General features: G+C 69.5%; 20 protein-coding genes. 6 read left to right on the top strand and 14 right to left on the bottom strand.

All coding sequences use genetic code 11. The features are described 5' to 3' along the window. Positions 1 to 10: 10 nt before the first annotated feature. From ACI2LP_RS11870 to ACI2LP_RS11895, 6 genes are all read right to left on the bottom strand, one after another. Entirely contained in the window at positions 11 to 1,351 is a 1,341-nt protein-coding gene (locus ACI2LP_RS11870) for a CpaF family protein (RefSeq protein WP_404724349.1), read from the bottom strand. A gap of 40 nt (positions 1,352 to 1,391) precedes the next feature. Further along, the gene (locus ACI2LP_RS11875; RefSeq protein ID WP_404724350.1) at positions 1,392 to 1,748 is read right to left on the bottom strand and encodes a TadE/TadG family type IV pilus assembly protein; all 357 of its coding nucleotides are present in this window, start codon (positions 1,746 to 1,748) and stop codon (positions 1,392 to 1,394) included. Between the two features lie 3 nt (positions 1,749 to 1,751). Beyond that, the gene (locus ACI2LP_RS11880) at positions 1,752 to 2,153 is read right to left on the bottom strand and encodes a pilus assembly protein (protein WP_404724351.1); all 402 of its coding nucleotides are present in this window, start codon (positions 2,151 to 2,153) and stop codon (positions 1,752 to 1,754) included. A gap of 27 nt (positions 2,154 to 2,180) precedes the next feature. Beyond that, positions 2,181 to 3,431 carry a CpaE family protein gene (locus ACI2LP_RS11885; protein WP_404724352.1) on the bottom strand — a complete coding sequence of 417 codons (1,251 nt, stop codon included), beginning with the start codon at positions 3,429 to 3,431 and terminating at the stop codon, positions 2,181 to 2,183. Positions 3,432 to 3,438: 7 nt separating this feature from the next. Continuing rightward, positions 3,439 to 4,152, bottom strand: coding sequence for a Flp pilus assembly protein CpaB (cpaB, locus tag ACI2LP_RS11890; protein WP_404724353.1), 714 nt, complete (start codon positions 4,150 to 4,152; stop codon positions 3,439 to 3,441). 120 nt (positions 4,153 to 4,272) lie between these two features. Beyond that, a complete protein-coding gene (locus ACI2LP_RS11895; RefSeq protein ID WP_404724354.1) occupies positions 4,273 to 5,151 on the bottom strand; it encodes a hypothetical protein in 879 nt (292 codons plus the stop codon). 398 nt (positions 5,152 to 5,549) lie between these two features. On the opposite strand from ACI2LP_RS11895, the gene ACI2LP_RS11900 reads away from it, so the two are divergent. Both ACI2LP_RS11900 and ACI2LP_RS11905 read left to right on the top strand, forming a co-directional pair. After that, the gene (locus ACI2LP_RS11900; RefSeq protein WP_404724355.1) at positions 5,550 to 7,271 is read left to right on the top strand and encodes a chitinase; all 1,722 of its coding nucleotides are present in this window, start codon (positions 5,550 to 5,552) and stop codon (positions 7,269 to 7,271) included. A gap of 357 nt (positions 7,272 to 7,628) precedes the next feature. Further along, a complete protein-coding gene (locus ACI2LP_RS11905; protein WP_404724356.1) occupies positions 7,629 to 8,978 on the top strand; it encodes a M14 family metallopeptidase in 1,350 nt (449 codons plus the stop codon). 65 nt (positions 8,979 to 9,043) lie between these two features. Here the strand turns inward: ACI2LP_RS11905 and ACI2LP_RS11910 are convergent, their stop codons facing one another. The 4 genes from ACI2LP_RS11910 to ACI2LP_RS11925 all read right to left on the bottom strand — a co-directional run bounded on the left by ACI2LP_RS11910 (position 9,044) and on the right by ACI2LP_RS11925 (position 12,943). Next, positions 9,044 to 10,516 (bottom strand): GntP family permease, encoded by a 1,473-nt coding sequence (locus ACI2LP_RS11910; RefSeq protein WP_404724357.1) that lies wholly within the window; start codon positions 10,514 to 10,516, stop codon positions 9,044 to 9,046. A 179-nt stretch (positions 10,517 to 10,695) separates the two neighbouring features. After that, entirely contained in the window at positions 10,696 to 11,106 is a 411-nt protein-coding gene (locus ACI2LP_RS11915; RefSeq protein ID WP_404724358.1) for a RidA family protein, read from the bottom strand. Further along, positions 11,103 to 11,882: an IclR family transcriptional regulator gene (locus tag ACI2LP_RS11920; RefSeq protein WP_404724359.1), complete on the bottom strand. Its 780-nt coding sequence runs from the start codon at positions 11,880 to 11,882 to the stop codon at positions 11,103 to 11,105. The genes ACI2LP_RS11915 and ACI2LP_RS11920 overlap by 4 nt, the downstream gene beginning before the upstream one ends. Then, positions 11,879 to 12,943: a sugar kinase gene (locus tag ACI2LP_RS11925; RefSeq protein WP_404724455.1), complete on the bottom strand. Its 1,065-nt coding sequence runs from the start codon at positions 12,941 to 12,943 to the stop codon at positions 11,879 to 11,881. Before ACI2LP_RS11925 ends, ACI2LP_RS11920 begins: the two co-directional genes overlap by 4 nt. Before the next feature lie 198 nt (positions 12,944 to 13,141). Here ACI2LP_RS11925 and ACI2LP_RS11930 point away from each other — a divergent pair, with 198 nt between their 5' ends. Both ACI2LP_RS11930 and ACI2LP_RS11935 read left to right on the top strand, forming a co-directional pair. Next, positions 13,142 to 14,422 (top strand): amino acid deaminase, encoded by a 1,281-nt coding sequence (locus ACI2LP_RS11930; RefSeq protein ID WP_404724360.1) that lies wholly within the window; start codon positions 13,142 to 13,144, stop codon positions 14,420 to 14,422. 11 nt (positions 14,423 to 14,433) lie between these two features. Next, entirely contained in the window at positions 14,434 to 16,050 is a 1,617-nt protein-coding gene (locus tag ACI2LP_RS11935) for an amidohydrolase family protein (protein ID WP_404724361.1), read from the top strand. On the opposite strand, the gene ACI2LP_RS11940 is transcribed toward ACI2LP_RS11935, so the two are convergent. The 3 genes from ACI2LP_RS11940 to ACI2LP_RS11950 all read right to left on the bottom strand — a co-directional run bounded on the left by ACI2LP_RS11940 (position 16,043) and on the right by ACI2LP_RS11950 (position 18,286). After that, positions 16,043 to 16,672, bottom strand: a complete 630-nt coding sequence (locus tag ACI2LP_RS11940) for an alpha-ketoglutarate-dependent dioxygenase AlkB (protein ID WP_404724362.1) — start codon at positions 16,670 to 16,672, stop codon at positions 16,043 to 16,045. The genes ACI2LP_RS11935 and ACI2LP_RS11940 overlap by 8 nt on opposite strands. Positions 16,673 to 16,726: 54 nt before the next feature. Further along, positions 16,727 to 17,602, bottom strand: a complete 876-nt coding sequence (locus tag ACI2LP_RS11945) for a serine protease (RefSeq protein WP_404724363.1) — start codon at positions 17,600 to 17,602, stop codon at positions 16,727 to 16,729. Positions 17,603 to 17,785: 183 nt separating this feature from the next. Continuing rightward, positions 17,786 to 18,286 (bottom strand): DUF5949 family protein, encoded by a 501-nt coding sequence (locus ACI2LP_RS11950; RefSeq protein WP_404724364.1) that lies wholly within the window; start codon positions 18,284 to 18,286, stop codon positions 17,786 to 17,788. A 219-nt stretch (positions 18,287 to 18,505) separates the two neighbouring features. On the opposite strand from ACI2LP_RS11950, the gene ACI2LP_RS11955 reads away from it, so the two are divergent. Further along, positions 18,506 to 18,760, top strand: a complete 255-nt coding sequence (locus ACI2LP_RS11955) for a hypothetical protein (RefSeq protein WP_404724365.1) — start codon at positions 18,506 to 18,508, stop codon at positions 18,758 to 18,760. 6 nt (positions 18,761 to 18,766) lie between these two features. Here ACI2LP_RS11955 and ACI2LP_RS11960 read toward each other — a convergent pair whose 3' ends face one another. Further along, complete coding sequence (locus tag ACI2LP_RS11960) at positions 18,767 to 20,083, bottom strand: GNAT family N-acetyltransferase (RefSeq protein ID WP_404724366.1); 1,317 nt, start codon at positions 20,081 to 20,083, stop codon at positions 18,767 to 18,769. Positions 20,084 to 20,438: 355 nt separating this feature from the next. Between ACI2LP_RS11960 and ACI2LP_RS11965 the strand changes: the two genes are divergently transcribed. Continuing rightward, positions 20,439 to 20,729 (top strand): hypothetical protein, encoded by a 291-nt coding sequence (locus ACI2LP_RS11965; RefSeq protein ID WP_404724367.1) that lies wholly within the window; start codon positions 20,439 to 20,441, stop codon positions 20,727 to 20,729. Positions 20,730 to 20,977: the final 248 nt, after the last annotated feature.

Here is a 20,977-nt window from a genome sequence, read left to right on the forward strand (position 1 = left end):
GGCGGGCCGGTCAGGCCGTCGATGTGCGCGAGGCAAGCTGCTCCTCGGACAGCGCGACGCCGAAGGCCGGGGGAATCGACTCGCCGGCCATGTAGAGGCGGTCGGCGACCCGTCGGGGCAGCGGGAAGTACTCGAACTTCCCGTAGATACGCCCGTCCGGGGCCATGGGCTGGGCATCGAAACGGCAGACCGTGACAAACCGGTAGTCCTCACGGCCGTACGAGTCGACGATGGCGATCTCGGTGATCTTGCGGGCGCCGTCGGCGTGCCGGGTGAGCTGCACAACGACATCGACCGCGCTGTTGATCTGGTCATGGATCGCCACGAAGGGGATCCCGACCTCGGACATGGAGCTCAGGGTCTGCAGTCGCATCAGCGCGTCCTCGGCGCTGTTGGCGTGGACGGTGGCGAGCGAGCCGTCGTGGCCGGTGGACATCGCCTGGAGCATGTCGAGCGTCTCGCCGCCGCGGACCTCGCCGACGATGATGCGATCGGGCCGCATGCGCAGGGAGTTGCGCACCAGATCGCGAATGGTGACCCGGCCCTTGCCCTCGACGTTGGCGGGACGGCTCTCCAGCGTGATCACATGCGACTGCTGAAGCTGGAGCTCGGCGGAGTCCTCGATGGTGACGATGCGCTCGCCACCCGGGATCAGTCCCGACAGAGCGTTGAGCAGCGTGGTCTTTCCGGTACCGGTGGCGCCGGAGACGATCACATTGAACTTGGCGCGTACCAGGCCCGCCAGCAGCATCAGTATCTGTTCGTCCAGCGAGCCCAGGCCGATCATCTCCTGGAGCGTGAAGGCCCGGGGGAAGCGCCGGATGGTGAGGATCGGGCCGGTCAGGGAGAGCGGTGGAATGATCACGTTGACGCGCTCCCCGCTGGGCAGCCGGGCGTCGACCATCGGATTGGCCTCGTCCACCCGCCGGTTGACGGTGGAGACGATGCGCTCGATGGTCTGCATCAGCTGCTCGGTGGAGGAAAAGCGCATGGGGAGCAGCTCCAGCCGTCCGCTGCGCTCCACAAAGACCTGCTCGGGTCCGTTCACCATGATTTCGCTGATGGAGGCGTCTTCGAGGAGCGGTTCGAGGATGCCGAGGCCGAGGGCTTCGTCGACGACCCTGCGGATGAGCTGGGAGCGCTCTACGGTGGAGAGGACCGGGCCCTCACGGCTGATGATGTGGCCCAGGACCCGCTCCAGACGAGCGCGTCGCTCGGCTGCCGCGAGGGCGGACATCTCGGCGAGGTCGATCTCCTCGAGGAGCTTGGCGCGGTAGACCCCGACGAGGCGGCTCTCCTCGCTCTGTCCGTTCGTCGGCTCGGGGTTGTTGATGCGCGCCCGCAGACCCATGACTTCAACTCCCTTGTACGGCTTGCCTGGTGCTGTCGGTTCAGTCGCGGGGCATGGTGGCGCTCTTGGTGGTGGTGAAGTCGAGGCTCGGAACGAGAGAGGGAACGGTGACCGTGGCCTCGACCGTGACCTCGTCGCCCTGATCGGAGCAGGTAAAGCTCGCTTGGAGCCAGGAGCTCACCGACTCCCGGCCCGCCTGCTGATAGGAGATGCGTGGCTGGTGCTGCGAGGCCACCCGGGCCGCTGCCCGCGCCGCCGTGCCCGCCTGCTGCGCGGCGTACACGGCCAGGCCCACCTGGACCGCGACCATGGCCACGAAGAGCAGCATCACGAGCCATCCGCCGTACTCGATGACCGCCTGGCCCCTGTCGTCCCGACAGGCTGGCTGCTTGCGCATGGCTCAGTTCCTCTCCGTCGCGGCGGCGGCACGGCCGGGCACGGTGAGCGGGAGGCTGAAGCCGCCGGGGAAGAGCAGCGGGACTTCGAGGTCTGCCTCGGCCTTGACCAGATCGCCCTCCTGGTGGCAGGTGATCTCGCGCGTCCACGCTCCGGGCACGTCCACCTCGCCTGCCCGTTTGCAGGCCGCGGCCCGGTCTCCTTCCGCCACCGTGCCCGCGCTGACCGCCTTGTCGGCGGCGTTGCCCGCGAGCACGAAGGTGTAGCCGACGAGCGCCGCCTGCCACAGCACGACCATCGTCACCAGAATGATCGGGACCATGCCCGTGAACTCGATGACGGACTGTCCCCGGTCATCACGCAGGCAGGGGCCCCGGTAACGCACGCGTACCGCTCGACCTTTCATGACGCAACGCTCCCCCTCACCTCGGTGTCACCTCGTACGGCCCGGACGGCGGCCACCGCCGAACGAGCCCCGGTCTCCGCGGAACCTGCTCGGCTTCTCGGCCGATCCGGTCTTCACGAGCCCCAGCTCTCCCGCCAGTTGCCACAGTGCTTGTTTCACCGTGGACTTGGGTTCCAAATCCTGCATCCGGCCGGCGTCGACGACGGCTTGAAGTTCCTTGAAATTGGCGGGGACCGCCACTCGGGCCACCCGGGTCGAGGTGATCTTCTCGACCAGCTGGGGCTGGATCTCCGTATGGCGCGTATGGCGGTTGACGACGGCGACGGTCTCCTCCGCCTTGCGGATCTGGAGCCGGTCCCAGAGCCTGACCATGCGCTTCGTTGCCCGGACGGTGACGACGTCCGGCGTGGTCACCAGCAGTGTGGTGTCCGCCATCTCGATGGCCGCGGCGTTGGCCGTGTTCATATAGGTGCCGCAGTCGATGACGACGACCTCGTAGCGGTGCCGCAGCGCGCTGATGATCTGGCGGACCAGCCGGTCGCTGACGTCCTCGCCGCGTTCGCCCTCCCCCGGCGCGAGCAGCAGCCCGAGCCCCGTCTCATGGCTGAAGAGCGCGTCCTGCAGTACCCGGGGCGAGATGTCCTGGATGGTCGTCAGGTCCACGATGGACCGGCGGAACTGCACATCCAGATACGAGGCCACGTCTCCGCCCTGCAGATCCAGGTCGACGAGCGCGACGGTGTGCCCGGACGCCTGGGAGGCGAGGGCGAGCTGGATCGCCGTCACGGTCGTGCCGACCCCGCCCTTGGCGCCGCTGACGGTGACGACTCTGCCGCCCGGGCCGGTGAAGACATCGGCTCCCTGGCCCAGATGGCGTCGTACTCCGACGGACCAGCCCGCCGCCGCCTGGACGCGCTGCGCCAGCACCTCGTACGACAGCGGCAGTCCCACCAGCCCCCGGGCACCGGAGTCCATCGCGGCCGAGTACAGACCCGGGCTGGCGTCGGAGGTGACCAGGACGACCCCGACCGCCGGAAAGCGCAGTGCCACCTCCCGGATCAGCTCGAGAGCCGGCACCGGTCCGATCCGCTCGTGGACCAGCACGACCTCGGGCAGTTCGTCGAGGGACTCGCCCGCCAGCCGGGACAGCAGGTCGAGCAGTGAGGTCGAGTCGCCCACCGGCGAGGCCGGTTCCACGTCCGGGAGCTGGCTGAGGAGGGTGGTGATGGATCGGGAGGCGTCGGCGTCACCGACGGCCGGGAGGATACGAGTCGTCATCCGGCCCTCACTTGTTCTTGTCTTCGGAGAGGTCGTAGCTGCCGTCTCCCGGGCGCAGCGTGGTGGGGCTGCCGTCGGGAAGCAGGGCAAGGCGTACGTGCTCGGCGAAGGATTCGGCGTAGGCCACGCGCTGCGCGTCGGTGGTGCCCAGAGCGAAGGTGATCGGCACCGCCTCGGTGGGACCGCTGCTGCGTTCGCCCTTCTTGGGGCCCAGCGCGGTGAGCTCGCCGACGTCCAGGACCTTGGCATTGGCGACGATGATCCGGGACTGGTCCCGTTCGGAGTCGTTCCGCGCGGCGAAGGTGGCGAAGATATTGACCCGGTTGCCGGGCCTGATCTTGCCCGCGACTCCGGTGGCGGCATCGATCATGATGGCGATCTCCTGCTGCCCGCTCTCCAGCTGCGGCCGCTTCACGATCATGTCGTCCTGGAGCAGCGAGCCGCCGCGGAGCTGTGTGACGGCAATTTTTCCGTTGATCACGTCGAGATCGGTCACGGCACTCCGGGACAGCCAGCGCTTGGGCATGGTGACCTTCTCGAACTGGTCCGGCTTCAGGGGCGTATAGGGCGCGATATCAGTTCTGACCCGGTAGGCGGCAACCTCGGGTCCGACCTTTGAATTCACATCACTGATCACCGAGAGCACACCGGCGAACGCACCGAGGGCGCAGAGAATCGACAGAAGCAGAAGTACGACGCCGCGGCGCTGCCGTGAATTCATGGGCGGGACAACCTCGTTCGGATACGTGGACTGACGGAGCGGACAGGGAGTGCGGAGCGGGTTGGTGCGCGCTTTCGACAGGCCGCGCCACGGCCCGTGCCGACCGCCCGGGAGGCGGGATCACGAGCCTTGGTGCGTAGGTGCTGAGTGGTTCAGGACACCGGGCGCACGCATATGGTCCTCGGCGGAGGAAAGGGGGGACAGACAGAACCCGCAGCGGTCACCGATCAGTTGAATGCCGCACCAGGAGCACACCTCTCGCCGTACGGACGAAACCAGTTGGTAGAGAACGGAGATGTCGGCAAGGTAGGCGGCGAATTCGATCAACCTGCCCGTGCCCCACCACCGGGGCGATTCGGCGGGCAGTGCGGATTCCTGCACGTTCTGGACCTGCCAGGACGGCGCGAGAGTCCCCGTCACCCAGTCCGACTGCAACTGGCCTCTGGCGACGATCAATTGGGTGGCGAATTCGGGTCCCGCGAGGTCGCCGCTGCCGGCCTTGACCAGCTGGGGGTGGGGATTGGCCAGCACGCCGAACTGGGAGCCCGGAACCCAGGACTTGGCATGGGACTTGAGAGTGACCGGAGCCCGGTCGAGCCTGGTGACCGAGCCGAGCAGTGCACCCGCGTAGACATAGTGAGAGAGCAGCCGGGCCGCGGATGCGACGACTCCCGCACTGAAGTCGCAGACCGATAACTGCCGCATCTGGCGTACGAGTACGGCGAGGCCGAGCGGCGGCAGATCGACCTTCAGCAGCGCGATGCGGTCGCTCTCCAGGACGGAACGGACCGTATGCAGCCGGCGCTCATGAGCCACTGGAAGAGATGAGGAATAGAGGGCGATCACATAGCCGTGCTGTTCCAGCAGGACGGTCATGTCGGCGAGGGCGGCATCCAGCGGCTGAGCGTCCGGCGACTTCAGCAGAGCCGCGGTGGGCGTCTGCTGGTCGGTCGGCGGCAGCACCAGATCTGCGCTGGTGACAGCTATCGCGGTCGGCACGCTGGTTCCCCGTTCGCTCCGGCCGCCGGAGTTCCGACGCCCGCAGATCCCTACTGCTCCGTGCTCCTGTTCCAGCACTTTATCCACGAGTGAGGAGGCAGAGAACACCTTTCAGAACCGAGAGCCTCAACCCGCACACGCTCCGCACAGGCTAAATGGGATGAAAGGGTCATTGGTTAACTCCCGTAACCCCAGGGTGAATTCCACGGTGGCCCTACCGGGCGAGACCGGGGGTGCCACCGTGCCGCGCGCAGCACGGATGCGCGATGCCCGTCCGTATACGAATCGGCGCCAGAGGTCTTGACAACCCGATTGGTCTGGACCAACTTGTACGCCCAGCGGTGGCCACCGTTCCCCCTACCCCTCCACACCCCCAACTCCCCCACCGGAGGCAGCAAGTGGACCGCACCACACGCTCACGAAGACGACCGTCCCGGAAGTGGCTCGGCGGGGCGCTTGCGCTCGCAGTCGGGGCCGGTCTCACTCTCGTGGGCATCACGGGAACCGCGCAGGCCGCCGACGTCAATGTCGCCAAGAACGCCGGCTTCGAGTCCGGGCTCGCCAACTGGACCTGTTCCGGCGGTAGTGGGGCCAATGTCTCCTCCCCGGTGCACGGCGGCGCCTCCGCCCTCAAGGCCACGCCCGCCGGGCAGGACAACGCCAAGTGCACACAGACCGTCGCGGTGAAGCCCAACTCGACATACACGCTGAGCGCCTGGGTGCAGGGCGGGTACACCTACCTCGGCGCCACCGGCACCGGCACGACGGATGTCTCGACCTGGACCCCGGACTCCGCCGGCTGGAAGCAGCTGTCCACCACCTTTACGACCGGCGGCAGCACCACCTCCGTGACGGTCTACACGCACGGCTGGTACGGGCAGGCCGCCTACTACGCCGACGACGTATCCGTCTTCGGCCCGGACGGCGGCGGTGGCGGCGACCCCTCGCCGACCGTGCCCGCCGCCCCCGGCGGTCTCGCGGTCGGATCCGTGACCTCGTCCTCCGTGGCCCTGTCCTGGAACGCCGTGTCCAACGCGACGGGCTACAACGTCTACCAGAACGGCACCAAGGTGCAGTCGGCCACCGGCGCCTCGGCGACCGTGACCGGGCTGAGCGCCTCGACCTCGTACCAGTTCCAGGTGACCGCGACCAATGCGGCCGGTGAGTCCGCGAAGTCCGCTGCGGTGACCGGTACCACCTCGGCCTCCGGCGGCGGTGGCGGTGGCGGCGGGACCGTGCCCAAGCACGCGGTGACCGGCTACTGGCAGAACTTCAACAACGGCGCCACGGTCCAGAAGATCAGCGATGTACCGGCCAACTACGACATCATCGCGGTCTCCTTCGCCGACGCGACCGGCACGCCCGGCGGCGTCACCTTCAACCTCGACACGGCCGGACTCGGCGGCTACACCGTCGACCAGTTCAAGGCCGACATCAAGGCCAAGCAGGCGGCCGGCAAGTCCGTGATCATCTCGATCGGCGGCCAGAACGGCACCGTCACGATCAACGACTCCACCTCCGCCACGAACTTCGCCAACTCCGTCTACTCGATGATGCAGACGTACGGCTTCGACGGCGTCGACATCGACCTGGAGAACGGCCTCAACTCCACCTATATGACACAGGCGCTCAGATCCCTGTCGTCGAAGGCGGGCTCCAAGCTCGTCATCACGATGGCGCCGCAGACCATCGACATGCAGTCGACGTCGAACGAGTACTTCAAGACGGCGCTCAACATCAAGGACATCCTGACCGTCGTCAATATGCAGTACTACAACAGCGGTTCGATGCTCGGCTGCGACGGCAAGGTCTACTCGCAGGGCTCGGTGGACTTCCTCACCGCGCTCGCCTGCATCCAGCTGGAGGGCGGTCTCGCGCCGGCCCAGGTCGGGCTCGGCCTGCCGGCCTCGACCAGTGGCGCGGGCAGCGGCTATGTCTCCCCGACGATCGTGAACAACGCGCTGGACTGCCTCGCCAGGGGCACGAACTGCGGATCGTTCAAGCCGTCCAAGACGTATCCCTCGCTGCGCGGCGCGATGACCTGGTCCACGAACTGGGACGCGAAGTCGGGCAACGCCTGGTCGAACGCGGTGGGCCCGCACGTCCACGCTCTGCCGTAGGGCCCGGCCCCCGACAATCCGGAACAGCAGCGCCGCCGCTCACCCGGCGGCGCTGCTGCACGTTGCGGCCGACGCCCGGACCGGCAGGACCCCGCGGCGCGGACGGCAGGCATTCGGGGGACGGCCGTCCGGGCCAGGTGTTCGCCCATTCGGCCCGGACGGGCGCTTGAGCTCCAGGGCGCTTGAGCTTCCGGGCATACATGCCGATAAGTTCAAGATCGACAATATGGCCGAAGGTGGCCCCTTGACCGGGTCATGCCATGGCTCCACGATGTGCCCACACAACTGCACCACCACACGCGTAACCACATGCGTCGCAACTGAACAACCCCCCACACTCCCCACCCAGGAGACAGCATGCGACTTCGCATCCGCGGCAGAGGCAGGAAGGCCGCAACCTTCGCGGCTCTGACCGCACTCGCCGTTGCCGCCCCCTTCACCGCCAACGCCGCGCCCCCCGATCCCACGGAGAGGACCACCCCGGCAGCCGCCGAGGAGGAACAGATCCTGCAGTACGAGGTCCAGGGCCCGGCCGACGCCGCCGCCCGTACCGCGCTCGCCGCCACCGGTGTCTCGATCGACGAGACCGACGCACGCTCGGTCGTCGTGAGCGCCACCGCCACACAGGTGAAGCGGCTGCGCGCACTCGGCTACACGCCCAGGGCCCTGGGCGCTCCCCCGGCCAGAAACCGGGCCGGCGCGGCCGTCGAACCCTTCGACTTCCCCTCCGCCGACGCGCGCTATCACAACTACGCCGAGGCGAAGGCGGAGATCGACCAACGGATCGCCGCGCACCCGAACATCATCAGCAAGCGCGTCATCGGCAAGAGCTACGAGGGCCGGGACATCATCGCCATCAAGGTCAGCGACAACGTCGCGACCGACGAGAACGAACCCGAGGTGCTCTTCACCCACCACCAGCACGCGCGTGAGCACCTCACCGTCGAGATGGCGCTGTATCTGCTGCGCGAGTTCGGTGACGGCTACGGCAAGGACTCCCGGATCACCAACGCCGTGAACGGCCGCGAGATCTGGATCATCCCCGACGTCAACCCGGACGGCGGCGAGTACGACATCGCCACCGGCACCTACCGCAGCTGGCGCAAGAACCGTCAGCCCAACTCCGGTTCGTCGAGCGTCGGCACCGACACCAACCGCAACTGGAACTACAAGTTCGGCTGCTGCGGCGGCTCTTCGGGCTCCCCGGGCTCCGAGACCTACCGTGGCCGGGCCGCCGAATCCGCCCCCGAGGTCAAGGTCGTCGCCGACTTCACCCGTAGCCGGATCGTCGGCGGCAAGCAGCAGATCAAGGCGGGCATCGACTTCCACACGTACAGCGAGCTGGTGCTCTGGCCGTTCGGCTACACCAACTCCGACACCGCCCCGGGCATGACCCAGGACGACCGGAACGCCTTCGCCGCGGTCGGCCAGAAGATGGCCGCGAGCAATGGCTACACGCCGGAGCAGTCGAGCGACCTGTACATCACGGACGGCTCGATCGACGACTGGCTGTGGGGCAACCAGAAGATCTTCTCCTACACCTTCGAGATGTATCCGACGAGCTTCGGCGGCGGCGGCTTCTACCCGCCCGACGAGGTGATCGAGCGTGAGACGAGCCGCAACCGCGACGCGGTGCTGCAGCTGATCGAGAACGCGGACTGCATGTACCGGTCCATCGGCAAGGAGGCGCAGTACTGCACGGGCTGATCGGTTGAGAACCCGGCGCGCCCCGGAACCGCTCGGTTCCGGGGCGCGCCGCGTTCCGCGTACCGCTATACGGCGAGACTGAGCGCGGCCGCGACCGCGAAGCCCGCCACCGAGAGCACCGACTCCAGCACCGTCCACGACTTCAGAGTGTCGCGCTCGGAGATGCCGAAGTACTTGGCGACGATCCAGAACCCGCCGTCGTTGACGTGCGAGGCAAAGATCGAACCGGCCGAGATCGCCATGATGACGAGGGCGAGGAAGGCCTGCGAGTGGTCGCCGTTCTCGACCAGCGGGAGCACGATGCCGGCCGTGGTGACGATCGCGACCGTCGCCGAACCCTGCGCCACGCGCAGCACCAGCGAGATCAGATACGCGAGGACGACCACCGGCAGGCCGACGTCGTTGAAGGTGTCGGAGAGCGCCTGCGCGACGCCGCTCGCCTTGAGGATGGCGCCGAAGATGCCGCCCGCACCGACGACGAGCAGGATGTTGCCGACCGGCTTGAGCGATGAGGTCGACACCTGCTCGAGAGACTTCCGCGACCAGCCGCGCCGGATGCCCAGCAGGTAGTACGCGAGGAGCAGCGCGATCGTCAGGGCGACGAAGGGGCTGCCGAAGAACTCGATGACGCTGCGGAGGGTGGAAGGGTCCAGCGCGATGGAGGAGAACGTCGCGGCGAGGATGAGCACCAGCGGCGTACCGATGATGAGGAGCACCGTGGCGAGGGAGATGGGCGCCTCGGCCGACTGCCCGTCACGCCGCATGCGTTCGGCGGCGACCGCGGCCTTGGCGTCCTCGGCGGCCTCCACCATGTCCTGCGGGACCTCGACGAAGAGCCGCTTGCCGATCCAGGCGGCGTAGCCCCAGGCGGCCAGGACCGCCGGGAGGCCGACGAGTATGCCCATCAGGATGACCCAGCCGAGCGAGACATGCAGCAGACCGGCGGCGGCGACCGGGCCGGGGTGCGGCGGCAGGAAGGCGTGGGTCATCGACAGACCGGCCAGCAGCGGCATCGCGTAGAGGATGATCGACTTGCCGGAGCGTTTGGCGGCGGCGTACACGATCGGCGCGAGGACGAAGATGCCGACGTCGAAGAAGACGGGTATGCCGAAGATCAGGCCGGTGAGGCCCATGGCGAGCGGGGCGCGCTTCTCGCCGAAGAGGTTCAGCAGACGGGAGCTCAGCACCTCGGCGCCGCCGGACACTTCGAGTATCGCGCCGAGCATGGTGCCGAGCCCGATGATGATCGCCACATGTCCGAGGATGCCGCCCATGCCCTGCTCGATGACCGAGACGGCGGCGGACTTCTGGACGGTGCCGAAGAGTTCGGTGACGGAGAGACCGGCGGCGAGGCCGACGGCTATGGAGACGGCGAGCAGGGCGACGAAGGGCTGCAGCCGGACCTTGATGATGAGGAAGAGCAGCAGCGCGATGCCGAGGGCGGCGACGGTCAGCAGACCGGCGGTGCCGTCGATGAGGAGGAGGAGACCGCCGGTGTGCGGCGGGGCGGGTGGTGGTACGTCAGCGGCGACGATCATGGGGATTCTTCCTGTTTCCGGGCAACGCGAATCGCGGGGTGAGCCCGGGAAAGCCGGACAACCACGTGAAGCCGCGATGCGACAGGGGGCAGGGGGGACCGCGGGACGGCGCTCGGGGGAAGCGCGCCACCCCGTGCAGTGGGGGGTTCAGCAAGATCAACCGAAGGTCAGTCGCAGATTCAGCCCAGGACTGCCAATGCGTCGATCTCGATCAGGAGGCCGGCAGGAAGGCCGACGTACACCGTCGTACGGGCGGAGGCGGGGGCCGTGAGGCCCTCCTCCTCGAAGTACGCGTTGTAGATCTCGTTCATCTCGGCGAAGTGGTCCACGTCGGTGAGGTAGACACGCGTCATCATGACGTCGTCCCAGCTGGCACCGCCCTCTTCGAGGACCGCCTTGACGTTGGCGAGGGTCTGGAGGGTCTGCTCGCGCAGAGTGGGGCCGGCGACGGTCGGGGACTGTCCCTCGACGGCGGGCAGGAAGCCGACCTGGCCGGCGACCTGAAGGATGTTGCCCTTCTTGACGCCGTGGGAGAACTTCGCGGGCGGGGCGGTGTGGGTGGCGGGGGTGATCGCGGTCTTCTCGCTCATGGAGCTTCCTTGGGTGGGACGGCTTTTGCGTCGGGTACAGCACCGGAGTACTCCCGGCTGATGGCGTCGGCCGTGCGGCGCACCAGCGGGAGAAGGGTGAGGAGTTCCTCGGCGGTGACGACGACATTCGGCGCGGAGACCGACATGGCGGCGACGACCCGGCCGTCCGCGCCGCGGATGGGCGCGCCGATGCAGTTGATGGACTCCTCGTGGCCGCCGAGGTCGGTGGCCCATCCCTGTCCGCGGACGGCGGCGAGCTCCTTGAGGAACGCGGCGGGGTTCGGGATCGAACGGGATGTGTACATGGGGTAGTCGAGCTTCTCGGCGAGGGCGCGCCGCTCGGCCTCGGGGAGGTCGGCGAGCAGCAGTTTCGCCACCGCGGCGACGGTGATGGCGACGGGCTTGCCGATCCGCGAGTACATCCGGACGGGATAGCGGCTCTCCACCTTGTCGATGTAGAGGACCTCGCTCTCCTCGTACACGGCGAGGTGAACGGTGTGCCCGCACTGCTCGTTGAGCTGTACGAGATGGGGGTGGGCGATCTCCCGCACATCAAGGTTCTCGACGGCTTCCTGGGCGAGCGCGAAGAGGCGGGCGCCGAGGCGGTAGCGCTGGTCCTGCTGGCGGTAGACGAGTCCGTGCTCGTGGAGCGTACGGAGCAGGCGCAGGGCGGTGGACTTGTGCACGCCGAGCCGGTCGGCGACCTGTCCGAGGTCGGCGGGTCCCTGCGCGAGCAGCGGCAGGATGCTCAGGGCGCGATCGACGGTCTGGCTCATGGCGTAGCTACCTCCTCATCCACGGCTGCGGTCCAGCCGGGGCCGAGGTGCAGTGTCTCCCAGCCGCGCGCGTCGAGTGCGACAAGCCGGTCGGCATACGCCTGCGCGGGCGGCACGGCGAGATCCGCGTCGACGGTGAGCGTGGCGGCGGCCATGAGATGCCCGTGCCGCAGCCGGTCGTGGGCGGGGAGCAGGCGGAGGGTGGCGGAGAGAAACCCGGCGGCGAAGGCGTCGCCGGCGCCGACGTGGGCGACGACATCGACGCGGGGCGCGGGCGCGTGGGTGACGGTGTCGGGGCGGGGGCCGGTGTCGGGGCCTGGGCCTGGGCCTGGTCCTGGTCCTGGTCCTGGGCCTGGGCCTGGGCCTGGGCCTGGGCCTGGGCCGCAGCGGGCGTAGGCAACCGCACCCTGCCCGCCCCGCTTCACCACGAGCACTTCCGGTTCACGCAGCGCCTCCCGGATCGCATCCGCGCCCCGCACCCCCCACGCCTCCTCCGCCTCGTCCTCACCTACGAAGACGATGTCCGCGCCCCGGGCCAGGTCGAGAAGGACTTTCGGACCCGCGGCGTCGCGCCACAGGCCAGGACGGTGGTTGACGTCGAAGGAGACGAGCGGGCGCCCCGGGCGCCGCGTCGTCAGGTCACGCATCAGCGCCAGGCAGTCCGCCGACAGCGCCGCCGTGATCCCGGACAGGTGCAGGATCCGCCCCGCCCACACGTCCTCGTCCCGCACCGTCGACCGCGACATCGCCGACGCCGCCGACCCCGTCCTGTAGTAGAGGACCTCATGCGCATCGGCCGCGCGGTCGCCCGCCGTACGGAAGTAGATCCCCGTCGGCCGCTGCGGATCGCGCTGCACCGCCGACGTGTCGACACCGTACGCCGCGATCGCCGCGACCAGGTGCTCGCCGAAGCCGTCCGCGCCCACCCGGCCGACCCACTTGGCACTGTGCCCGGACGCCGCGAGCGCACAGGCGACATTGGACTCCGCCCCGCCGAGGCCGCGTACGAACGACGGCACATCGGCGAGGCGGCCCGGCGCCGTGGGCACAAACGTGACCATGGACTCGCCGAGGCAGACGATGTCCACGGGTCCGGCTCCGGGCACGGTGGCGGTCACGATCGCTCAGGCTCCTCACTGGTGGGCCGCCGGACACCATTGACCCGGCGTTGGCACGGATGTTAGACAGCGGTGAGCGAAGCGCGCAATGCATGTTGCAAATGTTGCAACGCAGAAGAGAATGCGACCCGAGGAGGATCCATGGCAGGCGACAACCCCGTCGGACGACTCGCCGACGAACCCGTCGACCACCGCTTCAAGGCCCTCCCCCCGGACGCCGAGACCGCCGGCCTCACCGTCGGTGCCCTCGCCGCCCAGCGCCGCAACCTCTTCACCGGCGGCTTCACCACCCCCGTCCTCGCCCTCTCCGCCGAGTCCGTCGAGCACAACCTCGCGCTCCTCGAGACGTACTCCGAGCGCCACGGCCTCGCCTTCGCCCCCCACGGCAAGACCTCGATGTCGCCCCAGCTCTTCGCCCGCCAACTGGCCTACGGCGCCTGGGGCATCACCGCCGCCGTCCCCCACCAGGCCCGCGTCTACCGCGCCTACGGCATCCAGCGGATCTTCCTCGCCAACGAGGTCGTCGACCCGGCCGCCCTGCGCTGGCTCGCCCACGAACTGGACACCGACCCCGACGTCCGCTTCATCTGTTACGTCGACTCCGTACGCGGCGTCGAGCTGATGGACGAGGCGCTGCAAGGGACCGGCCGCCCCCTCGATGTCGTCGTCGAACTCGGCGCCGGCGACGGAGCCCGCACCGGAGCCCGCAGTGAAGCCGACTGCGCCGCCGTCGCCGACGCCGTGGCCGCCGCCGAAACCCTCCGTCTCGTCGGCGTCGCCGGCTACGAGGGCGAGGTCCCCCAGGCCGACGGCGACCGCGTACGCGCCTGGCTGCGCCGCCTCATCGCACTGGCCGCCGACTTCGACAGGTCCGGCCGCTTCGCCGCCACCGAGGAGATCGTGATCAGCGCGGGCGGCAGCGCCTGGTTCGACGCGGTCGCGGACGTCTTCGCCGAGATCCCCGAACTCTCCCTCCCCGTACTGAAGCTGCTCCGCTCCGGGGCGTACGTCTCGCACGACGACGGCCACTACCGCCACCTCACCCCCTTCAACCGCGTCCCCGACGAGGGCCGTCTCCAGCCCGCCTTCCGCCTCTGGGCCCAGGTCGTCTCCCGCCCCACCCAGGAGCAGGCCTTCGTCAACGCGGGCAAGCGGGACGCCGCGTACGACCTCGACCTCCCCGAGGCCCAGGTCGTACGCGACGGCCGCACCGGCGAGATCCGCCCCGCGGCCGGCATCACGGTCAGCGGCCTCTCCGACCAGCACGGCTGGGTGCGTACGACACCCGAGGCGCGGCTGGAGGTCGGCGACTGGATCGGCATGGGCCTGTCCCACCCCTGCACCAGCTTCGACAAGTGGCAGCTGATCCCGCTCGTGGAGGCGGACGGCACCGTCACCGACTACATCCGCACCTTCTTCTGAGAGGCCGCCCCATGGATCTCGTCATCCGCGACGTACGCGTCATCGACGGCTCCGGCGGCCCCTCCTACCGCGCCGACGTCGGCCTGGGCGACGGCCGGATCGCCGCCATACGCCGCGAGGGCGGGCCCACCCTGTCCGGCAGACGCACCCTCGACGCACACGGCCTCGCCCTCTCCCCGGGCTTCATCGACATGCACGCACACAGCGATCTCGCCCTGCTCCGCGACCCCGCGCACGAGGCGAAAGCAGCGCAGGGCGTGACCCTCGAAGTCCTGGGGCAGGACGGGCTGTCGTACGCGCCGGTCGACGACGCCACCCTCGGCGAGGTCCGCCAGGCCATCACCGGCTGGAACGGCGGTGCGCCCGGGGACACGACCATCGACTTCGACTGGCGCACCGTCGGCGAGTATCTGGACCGCCTCGACCGCGGCATCGCGGTCAACGCCGCCTATCTCGTCCCGCAGGGCACCGTACGGATGTACGCGGTCGGCTGGGACGACCGCCCGGCGACCGAAGCCGAACTCCGGCGGATGAAGCAGCTCGTTGCCGAGGGCCTCGAACAGGGCGCGGTCGGCATGTCGTCCGGCCTGACCTACACCCCCGGCATGTACGCGGGCGACGCCGAACTGACCGAACTGTGCCGGGTGGTGGCCCGCTACGACGGCTACTACTGCCCGCACCACCGCTCGTACGGAGCCGGGGCACTACAGGCCTACGAGGAGATGATCGCCCTCACCCGCGACGCCGGCTGCGCCCTCCATCTCGCCCACGCCACGATGAACTTCGGCGTGAACAAGGGCAGGGCACCGGATCTGCTCGCCCTGCTCGACGAGGCGCTGGACGCGGGCGCGGACATCAGCCTCGACACCTACCCGTACACCCCCGGCTGCACCACACTCGTCGCGATGCTGCCGAGCTGGGCGGGCGAGGGCGGGCCCGAGGCAGTCCTGACCCGCCTGCGGGACGAGGCAAGTGCCGAGAAGATCCGCCACCACCTCGAGGAGATCGGCTCGGACGGCTGTCACGGCGTACCCATCGAGTGGGACACCATCGAGATCTCGGGCGTGAGCGACCCCGGGCTCGCGGGCTGCGTGGGAAAGACGATCCAGCAGTCCGCCGACCAGCGCGGCGAGTCCCCCTGGGTCACCGCCCGCCGGCTCCTCATCGCCGACCGCCTCGGCTCGACGATCCTCCAGCACGTCGGCCACGAGGAGAACGTCCGGCAGATCATGCGCCACCGCGTCCACACCGGCGGCAGCGACGGCATCCTGCAGGGCTACAAGCCGCACCCGCGCGCGTACGGCACCTTCCCGCACTATCTCGGACGGTACGCAAGGGAGTTGGGCATCCTCACCCTGGAGGAGACCGTGGCCCATCTGACCTCGCGCCCGGCCGCCCGGCTGCGGCTGCCCGACCGCGGCCTGGTCCGCGAGGGCCACCGCGCGGACCTGGTGCTGTTCGACCCGGACACGGTCGCGGCGGGCTCGACCTTCGAGGCCCCCCGCACACTGCCGACCGGCATCCCCTACGTGCTGATCGACGGCAGGTTCGTGATCGAGGACGGTGCGCGTACGGACGTGCTGGCGGGGCGCTCGGTGCGCAGGACGCCCGCGCGGTCCGTCAGCTGACCCCGTGCGGCCGGAACTGGATGCTGATGCGCGGCCCGACCGCGCGGGCGGTCTTCGGCACGGCGTGCTCCCAGGTCCGCTGGCAGGAACCGCCCATCACGATGAGATCGCCGTGCCCGAGCGGCCGCCGCAACGGGAGCCGGCCGCCGCCGCGGGGCCGCAGCACCAGATCGCGCGGCGCCCCGACGGACAGGATCGCGACCATGGTGTCCTCCCGGGACCCGCGCCCGGTGGTGTCCCCGTGCCAGGCGACGCTGTCCCGGCCGTCCCGGTAGTAGCAGAGCCCTGCCGTGGTGAACGGCTCCCTGAGCTCGCGCGCGTAGTACGCGGAGAGCGCGGCGCGGGCCTCGTCCAGGACCGGGTGCGGGAGGGCGTCCCCCTCCCGGTAGGAGGCAAGCAGCCGCGGCACGTCCACCACATGCTCGTACATCTGCCGCCGCTCGGCCCGCCACGGCACCTGGGAGACCAGCTCTTCGAACAGGGCATCCGCCCCGCCGAGCCAGCCGGGCAGCAGATCGATCCAGGCCCCGTCCCCGAGCACGGTCCGCCGGACGTCCTTCAGCGGACCGAGTCGTATCTCGTCGGTCTGGTCGAAGAGGGAACCCTGGAGGTGTGCTGCCATGCCTCCAGGGTACCTCCGCATTCGAACATACGAACGGATTACTCTGGTGAGGCGCTACGGCTTGGGCAGTGTGCAGCCCGCCCGGCCCAGGTCGATCTTGTTGTCGAGGCCGACGCAGGGCACGATCCCGTACGTCTCCTGGCCGTAGTTGATCCCCTGGCGCACCGTGACCTTCCCGCTCTCGTCCACCTCGCACGGGTTGTTGTCGGTGCAGCGCCCGCCGTCCTCGTTGCCGGTGTTGTTGACGGCGACGACCTTGCCGGTGGCGTTGTCGACGACCGGCGAGCCCGAGGTGCCGCCTATCGTGTTGCAGCTGGAGGTGTAGCGGACCGAGTCCTTCCAGGTCCACTCACCCTCCTTGAGGCGGTACGCGAACCCGTCGATGTTGCAGCTGTAGATCCGCTTCCAGTACCCGGAGACGACCTTGATGGCCGTGCCCTGCACGGGGTGCGCGGCGTTCAGTTCGAGCGCCTTGATGCCGTAGCTGCTCTGTATCTGCGCGTACGTGCGGGTGAGTTGGTACAGCGAGATGTCGGTGTCCGTCATCGTCGCGTACGCGATCTTGCTGGCCCGCAGCGTGGCGACTCTGCTGCCCGCGGAGTTGAGCAGAGAGAAACTGCGGGTGGACGGCTGGTCGACTATGACCTCGCCCGCGGCCGGGAAGCCGCTCTCGATGCAATGCCCGTTGGAGAGTACGAGGGCGGGGTCGTCGGGCTCCGAGGCCGGTGTGCGCACCACCGAGCCGGAGCAGTTGCTGAGCGCCACGGTCCCGGCGAAGTCGACCGCCTTGAGGTCGGCTCGGGGCTTTGTGCTGGGTTCGGCGTTCGTGGCGGCCGATGCCGCGTCCGCGGGGGTGACCGCGATCGCGGGGGCCGCGCCCGCCCCGAGGAGTGCCAGGGCGAGGAACGCGCCGACGAGAGGCTTCTTCATGTGGGGGTCCCCTCTTGCGACTTCTGCGACCGAAGGGGGTCTTCGGTTTGTCATGCGCATTGTTGGGGGATCCGCCTCGGCCGACAAGGGACTGTTTCCGGTCAGGCGTTGACAGCACCCTGAAGCCGCAAACCCTGCGGCCGAGCCGCAGGGTTGCGGGCGTCACCACTCACTTGTGCCCTGTCACCGCCGCAACCGGCCCACCGGCAGCAGTACATGCGCCGCGCTGGTGAGGGTGTCCTCGTCGCCGAGGAAGGCCTGGAGCATGTCCTCGGTGACGGGCCGGCCCGGAGCCGCCTCGGGCCAGGGACGGCTCGCGATCATGAAGTGCACATGGCCGCGACCGTCGGCGGCGCCCAGCCACTCCTTCGGGACGGGGCACTGAACGTTCAGATAGGGCATGCTCAGGACGGCCTGACCACCCTCGACGAGCAGCCTGATCGGGGAGTTGTTCACGCCGGTGACGTCGGCCAGGCCACCGCCCGGCGTGAGCCCGAGCTCCCCGATCATCGACAGGACGGCAGCCTCGCCCGCCTCGGCCCCCGCGGCACCGTCGCCGAGGGAGTAGGCGATCAGATAGGGCGTGTCGTGGCCCTCCTCGGGATCGCCGGTCCACGCGAGCACCGAAAGGGTGCCCAAATGGCCACGCTGAACGGTGCTTTTGGAAGTGTGTGCAGTGGTCATGGCTCGGCACCCTAGGCCCTGCAAACCCCGCTCGACTCACCCGTTCACCTGGATGGCCGAAGCCGGATGTCTGCTGTGGCTGCCGCCCCCCCATGAACGTTCCCGCAGTGCAGTGGGGCCGCGCAATCCGCATCCTCGGGGTCGCAAAAACGTTCCTGCCGTACCCCTGCTCCGCACCCCGGCAGTGACCTCGCCCGCCGGTCGCGCGTTTGTCGCCTTATGGCAAGGACCAACGCGCCTGCTCCGTGGCAGCGCGTCCAGACGCTCTCCGCCCCGAATCCGACGAGTCCGCCCGCCGGCGCCAGCCCCATCTACGAAGAGCTCGAGCGGGAGTGGGCCGCCGCAGGCCGCACCCTGCCGGGCAGGCCCGACTTCGAGTGGACCCGTCTCGCCCACTATGTGCCGCAACCGGGCGGCAGGGCCGACTCCCGGCCCGGTACGCCGCCGCCGCGCAGGGGCTGGCTGCACGCCTGATCGGTGTCAGCGTTCGCGGACGGCCTGCGTCACTTCCGCCACGGCCACCGGCGGCGCGGGATGCGGCACCCGCGCCTGCGCGCCGCCGCGCAGGCGCTTGCGCACCCCGGCGACGAGGCGGCCTGCCGTGAACGTCGCGCCGTGGACGAGGGGCAGCGCCGGATCGAAGGACGGCGTGGCTGGGAACCGGGCGCCGACAGTCCCCGCCGTGCTCTCGCGCCGGGCCGCCTGCGAAGCGCGCAGCCGCAGCACTGCATCGAGCCCGGACGGAGCCAGCAGCAGCCGCTGATTGATCACGGCCCGCGGTCGCCAGTGGTTCTTGTACGGCTCATCGCCCCGCAGCAGGCTCAGCACCTGCCGTCCCGTGCTCGCGGCGAGTTCGACCTCATGACGCAGCAGCAGCGTGGTGACGTCCACGCCCTTCTCCTTCAGCCCCGGGTGGGCGCCGTGCAGATAACTGCCCGTCAGATACCCCGAGTGCAGCGCCACACCGGCCGCCACCACCTCGCCGTCCAGCCGGAACTCCGTGAGCGAGGCCTCGCCGTCCCGCACCATCCGCCGGATCGCCCGCGCCAGATGCTCCGCCAGGCGCGGCTCGTGGTGCTCCACGGCGTTGGAGCGGACCCCACTTCCCCGCCGCTGGGTTTCGCGCAGCCGCAGCAGATGGTCGACGGCCGCCGGCACCTCGTGCTCCGGCACCGCGCAGTCCTCGATCTTCAGCGCGTCGATCTTGCCAAGACCGGCCCGTGCGCGCTGCGCCTTGGCGGCCGGCAGCCGCTTGAGGATCTCCTCCACCGGGACTGCCGGGAGCTCCAGACAGACCGAGTCGGCAAGCCGCCGTCGCGCCCCGGTCCACGCCTCGTACAGCCGCTCGGCGGCAGCCCCGGGCCGTACCTCGCGCAGCTCGATCACCGCATGGCGGGCCGCGCGGTGCAGGCCCCGCTCCAGCGCCGTGATCGCGGTCTCCGCCTGCTCGTCGTCGACGAGGATGTCGCCGAAGTCGGAGATCTGACCGCCCATCGGCACGAGCAGCGGCATCGGGCGGTGTACGAGCATCAGGGGCGCGGCCGCGATCAGCACTCCGCCACGGCGTACCAGAACGACACGGAGCCGGCCCCCGCCCCCGTACGAGAGCCACCAGGAGAGCAACCAGGCATGACTCTGGAAGGGCGTGGCCGTGGCGCACCTGCGCTGCAGCGCCTGCCACTCGGCCCGCAGGCCGGCGAAGTCGCGGGGGTCACGGCACAGCCTGACCGAGAGTGCACCGGACCGCCGTGACGGCGGTCCGGGGGCGGCGGGTTCCTGCTCGGGCGACTCGGTCATTGGCCTGCTCACTTGGTCGGGTGGTTGGTGAACGGGAGGGCGAACACAGGCCCGGAACAGAGCAGTTGGGGCGCCGGTGCAGACCGCGGGCGGGCGACGCCCCCTTTTGCTCTGCCAAGCAGCGCCGCCGTGAAACAAAACAGGAGTGCACTTTGTCAGAGAGCCAGTTGGAAATCACGCCAGACTCGCTTGCTCCGCCTTCTGTAGGTCGCCGTGGACCATCGGGATCGATCGGCCCAATAACAGCTGGTACGAGAATCTCCGCAGCGCGGAACCAGGGTTTCTCCTGCGGCCAGGTGTCGTTACCCATGGCGAGGGCGGCGAGAATCGCAGCCTGGGAAAGGGGTCCGAAGACATGAAGTACTCGAGGGTTGCCGCGATCGTTGCCGGCTCCGTGGCGGCCATGGGGGCAGCATCTCCGGCGATTGCCGCGACCACCGCGCCCATGCCCCCCATGAGCCTCAACGGCGGCCTTGCGCATACCGTCAGCAAGACCCCGCTGCTGAACGGCGACGAGTCCACGGTGAGCGGCATCGCCGACACCGCGACCGAGCTGAAGAACGCCAAGGGCGGCGCCCCGGGGAAGGTTCTGAAGACGGCGCACGAGGTCACCCCCCTGCTGGGCGGCGTCGGACTGGGCGGCTGAACGGCCCCTGCGGGAGGGGTGTTACGGAGAGGGTGGGACCGGCGGCGTCGCGCCCCCTCCCGTTGTCTGTGCAGTTCAGCCCGTACGGGAAGAGACCTGGGAAAGAAACCAGGGTGGCGGCCCCCGGTGGGTACCGGGGGGGCCCCCCGGGGGGTGGGGGGCGGGGGGCCCCGGGGGGGGGGCGGTTGCCGAAGGCCGGGTGAGGGGGGCCGCCCCCCTGACCGCGGTGGCCCCGCGGGTGACCCGGG

It is taken from the genome of Streptomyces sp. NPDC019890, from assembly GCF_044903445.1.
In the GTDB taxonomy this organism is placed as follows: Bacteria; Actinomycetota; Actinomycetes; order Streptomycetales; family Streptomycetaceae; genus Streptomyces.

Bases quoted from the DNA above. Each gene is read 5' to 3' on its own strand.
- ACI2LP_RS11870 (WP_404724349.1), bottom strand. From the start codon at position 1,351: ATGGGTCTGCGGGCGCGCATCAACAACCCCGAGCCGACGAACGGACAG.
- ACI2LP_RS11875 (WP_404724350.1), bottom strand. From the start codon at position 1,748: ATGCGCAAGCAGCCAGCCTGTCGGGACGACAGGGGCCAGGCGGTCATC.
- ACI2LP_RS11880 (WP_404724351.1), bottom strand. From the start codon at position 2,153: ATGAAAGGTCGAGCGGTACGCGTGCGTTACCGGGGCCCCTGCCTGCGT.
- ACI2LP_RS11885 (WP_404724352.1), bottom strand. From the start codon at position 3,431: ATGACGACTCGTATCCTCCCGGCCGTCGGTGACGCCGACGCCTCCCGA.
- cpaB (WP_404724353.1), bottom strand. From the start codon at position 4,152: ATGAATTCACGGCAGCGCCGCGGCGTCGTACTTCTGCTTCTGTCGATT.
- ACI2LP_RS11905 (WP_404724356.1), top strand. From the start codon at position 7,629: ATGCGACTTCGCATCCGCGGCAGAGGCAGGAAGGCCGCAACCTTCGCG.
- ACI2LP_RS11910 (WP_404724357.1), bottom strand. From the start codon at position 10,516: ATGATCGTCGCCGCTGACGTACCACCACCCGCCCCGCCGCACACCGGC.
- ACI2LP_RS11915 (WP_404724358.1), bottom strand. From the start codon at position 11,106: ATGAGCGAGAAGACCGCGATCACCCCCGCCACCCACACCGCCCCGCCC.
- ACI2LP_RS11920 (WP_404724359.1), bottom strand. From the start codon at position 11,882: ATGAGCCAGACCGTCGATCGCGCCCTGAGCATCCTGCCGCTGCTCGCG.
- ACI2LP_RS11925 (WP_404724455.1), bottom strand. From the start codon at position 12,943: ATGGTCACGTTTGTGCCCACGGCGCCGGGCCGCCTCGCCGATGTGCCG.
- ACI2LP_RS11930 (WP_404724360.1), top strand. From the start codon at position 13,142: ATGGCAGGCGACAACCCCGTCGGACGACTCGCCGACGAACCCGTCGAC.
- ACI2LP_RS11935 (WP_404724361.1), top strand. From the start codon at position 14,434: ATGGATCTCGTCATCCGCGACGTACGCGTCATCGACGGCTCCGGCGGC.
- ACI2LP_RS11940 (WP_404724362.1), bottom strand. From the start codon at position 16,672: ATGGCAGCACACCTCCAGGGTTCCCTCTTCGACCAGACCGACGAGATA.
- ACI2LP_RS11945 (WP_404724363.1), bottom strand. From the start codon at position 17,602: ATGAAGAAGCCTCTCGTCGGCGCGTTCCTCGCCCTGGCACTCCTCGGG.
- ACI2LP_RS11950 (WP_404724364.1), bottom strand. From the start codon at position 18,286: ATGACCACTGCACACACTTCCAAAAGCACCGTTCAGCGTGGCCATTTG.
- ACI2LP_RS11955 (WP_404724365.1), top strand. From the start codon at position 18,506: ATGGCAAGGACCAACGCGCCTGCTCCGTGGCAGCGCGTCCAGACGCTC.
- ACI2LP_RS11960 (WP_404724366.1), bottom strand. From the start codon at position 20,083: ATGACCGAGTCGCCCGAGCAGGAACCCGCCGCCCCCGGACCGCCGTCA.
- ACI2LP_RS11965 (WP_404724367.1), top strand. From the start codon at position 20,439: ATGAAGTACTCGAGGGTTGCCGCGATCGTTGCCGGCTCCGTGGCGGCC.